Origin of the sequence: Iamia sp., from assembly GCF_035575815.1 — a bacterium.
Classification (GTDB): Bacteria; Actinomycetota; Acidimicrobiia; order Acidimicrobiales; family Iamiaceae; genus Iamia.
Genome location: NZ_DATLXO010000096.1, coordinates 1 through 2,793, shown reverse-complemented (window position 1 = coordinate 2,793; position 2,793 = coordinate 1). Strand labels below are relative to the sequence as shown.

General features: G+C 72.4%; 4 protein-coding genes. 3 read left to right on the top strand and 1 reads right to left on the bottom strand.

The features are described from left to right. Nucleotides 1-904 (bottom strand): hypothetical protein (locus VNL12_RS10395; RefSeq protein ID WP_325594244.1); only part of this gene is annotated, 904 nt, incomplete at its 3' end. Nucleotides 905-974: 70 nt separating this feature from the next. Here VNL12_RS10395 and VNL12_RS10390 point away from each other — a divergent pair. The 3 genes from VNL12_RS10390 to VNL12_RS10380 all read left to right on the top strand — a co-directional run bounded on the left by VNL12_RS10390 (nucleotide 975) and on the right by VNL12_RS10380 (nucleotide 2,511). Further along, entirely contained in the window at nucleotides 975-1,235 is a 261-nt protein-coding gene (locus VNL12_RS10390; RefSeq protein WP_325594242.1) for a hypothetical protein, read from the top strand. A gap of 68 nt (nucleotides 1,236-1,303) precedes the next feature. After that, nucleotides 1,304-1,699, top strand: coding sequence for a hypothetical protein (locus VNL12_RS10385; protein WP_325594240.1), 396 nt, complete (start codon nucleotides 1,304-1,306; stop codon nucleotides 1,697-1,699). Continuing rightward, the gene (locus VNL12_RS10380; RefSeq protein ID WP_325594238.1) at nucleotides 1,696-2,511 is read left to right on the top strand and encodes a hypothetical protein; all 816 of its coding nucleotides are present in this window, start codon (nucleotides 1,696-1,698) and stop codon (nucleotides 2,509-2,511) included. The genes VNL12_RS10385 and VNL12_RS10380 overlap by 4 nt, the downstream gene beginning before the upstream one ends. Nucleotides 2,512-2,793: the final 282 nt, after the last annotated feature.

The window sequence follows — 2,793 nt, the reverse complement described above, 5'->3', positions numbered from 1 at the left end:
GCACCTGGTCGATGGGCCGGTGCCCGGGGCGCTCGCCCATGAGCTTCGCCTCGGCCCGTTCCACGGTGCGGCGCATGTCATCGCCTGTGGCGTAGCCGGGCTCCCCTCGCCGGCGCAGCTCCCTGTTCCGGGCCTCCCAGGTTCCGGGTGTGGTGTGCGCCACGAGGACCGCCGCCGCCACCCGGGCCGAGATGAGCCGGGCTCGACCGGGGAGCACCGTCACCCGGGCTTCTGCGTAGGCCCGGGCGACCTCGGCCGGTGGCGTAGCCGGATGCACCTGTAGTGCGATGCGGCCACCGATCTTGGTGCGGATCATCGGCACCATTGGCACCGCACCGGTCAGGACGAACGTCGTCGCCTCCGCCTCCCGCCACCCGTAGCGCCACAGCCTCCGTGCGACCTGCGCCAGCTCGACGAGCACCGGCGCCCCCGTGGTGTACCGGAACTCGCGCAGCCCCTCGAAGTTCACCCACCGCACCGTCGTGCCGAGCTGCTCGCCGAAGGCCTCCGGGCTGTCGGCCTCAACCGAGCGCATGCGAGCGACCACCCAGGCGCGCAGCTCGTCGCTCGACGTGAGCATCTGGGGGAGATGAGCTGCCCGCCAGGCGATGACCGCGTCGTCACCCGACGCCCTCGACGCGGTGACGACGGCAAGCGCCGCCTGGTGGGATGCGAAGTCGCCGCCGCCCCGGTCCGCTTCGCCGGGGTCATCGGAGATGGTGCGAGACGCGTTCACCCACGACCGCAGTTTCGCAACCGCATCCGCCTCCGACAGCTCGCCGCCGATGACCTCCTCGGCGTAGTCGCCGCCGCGGAACGCGGCCCAGGCCACGCGGAACAGGTCATCCGGGCCGCCGACCTTCGGGCGGAGCATCTCCCTGAGCTGTGCAATCGCATCGGACATGAACGACAGTCTAACTGTCCGACCATCATGGTCCATGCACCGCCACCACCGCCGCCCGGAGGCCACAGTCATGGACACAGCACACCGCCCACCCACTGCCGTTAGGACGGCGAGGGGAGAAGGCCGACCCACACAAGCCCGCGCCGGGCTCGTCCGCGATGCCGAGCTCGCCGAGCACCTCGCCATCTCACGGGCCATGGTGCATGTGCTGCGCAGCCGGGGGATGCCGTCGGTCTCAATCGGGCGGGCCCGCCGGTACGACCTCGACCTGTGCATGGCGTGGTTGGCTGACCATGGCGCCGACGCCGGCACCCACCCGGCGGCGTCATGACGCGGGCCGACCGCCCCGAAGAAGGGCGGCCGGGCGTGGGGACGCCCGCACAGAATACATCCCCGCCGATGCCGCCACTGTCGCCGCGTGCCGACTACTGCGTGGCCGGCGGCGCCGTGGCCGAGTACGTCGACAGCCGCGAGCGCGTCGGCCGTCGGCCGATGACCGCCGTCCACCCATGCCCCGGCGCTCGGCCGGGTGAGACCATCGCCGCCGGGCCGGGGTACCGCTGGATCGTGTACGTCACCGACGACGTGGTGGCGGCCGCCTGCTACGCGGACGGTCGGCTGCTGCGCCGCGACTTGGCCGGATGGTGGACCGCTGGTCCTCGCGGGCAACGCCACCCCGTGGCCGATCGGACCGTCGCCGCCATCGTCGGGACCGCACCCGACGGGTGGCCGGTGCTCGACGAGCAGGCCCCGTTGCTCGGCGCCGAGCTCCTCGCCGACGGCGGTGGACCGTGACCGCTGCAGCCGACGAGGCCCGCCGCCTGCTCTCGTTGGTCGACCACGACACCGATGACGACGCCGGCAACGACACGAACAACGGCTCGAACAACGACACCGGGATCGGCGACGAGCCGGACGAGCCGGCCGGGAAGGTGACGCAGTCCATGGCCTTGGTGGCGCTGGCCACCGACCGGTACCGGTTTGCGATGACGACCTCGGGGGAGCCGTTCGCCGTCGAGCGCAACGGCGCCAACGTGGCCCGGATGCTCCGGGGCGGCGGTGATTCGCTGCGCGCCGAGCTGGCGCGCGCTCATCACCAGGCGCACGGCAAACCTCCCACGGCCAGCGCGCTGGCCGACGCCCTGCTCACCCTCGAGGGGGAGGCGATGACCGCCCCTCGGGAGACGGTGGCGCTCCGCGTCGCCACCCACGACAGCGCCGTCGTGGTCGACCTGGGGGATGAGACCGGCCGGGCCGCCGTCGTCGGCGCCGACGGCTGGAAGGTGGTTGACCGGTCCCCGGTGCTGTTCCGGAGGACCGAGCTGACCGGGGCGCTCCCCGTCCCGATGCACGGTGGCACCCTCGACGAGCTCGCCGGGCTGCTGAACGTGAGCGACGATACGTGGCCGCTGGTGCTCGGGTGGCTGGTCGCCGCGCTGCTCCCCGACATCCCCCACCCGGTGCTGCTGCTCGGCGGTGAACAAGGCACAGGGAAGTCGACAACCGAGGCGATGCTCGCCGGGCTGATCGACCCGTCACCGGCGCAGCTGCGGTCCATGCCACGGGACCCCGAGCAATGGGGCGCTTCGCGGATGAGGGGGGTGTGAGCGGTTGAGAGGGGGGTCCGCGGTTGGGTCGGGGGTCTCGACCATCGTTCGGGTTGTTCTGGACTCGAACTTGGAGGAGACCCCCGATGGGGTTGGACCGTACGGGTTGGTGCGAGCTGTTGGTAGGCCTGGATCGGGTGCCGATCTTGGAGGTCGCCCGGGGCGCCGATGGCCGGGTGCACGTGGCGGTCGAGACGACCGAGCGTGCTGTGGGCTGCGGGGCGTGCGGGGCCCGGGCCTCGTTGAAGGGCCGCCGACGGGTGCCGTTGGCGGACCTGCCCA

Coding starts and splice junctions, on each gene's coding strand:
- VNL12_RS10390 (WP_325594242.1), top strand. CDS start 975: ATGGACACAGCACACCGCCCACCCACTGCCGTTAGGACGGCGAGGGGA.
- VNL12_RS10385 (WP_325594240.1), top strand. CDS start 1,304: ATGCCGCCACTGTCGCCGCGTGCCGACTACTGCGTGGCCGGCGGCGCC.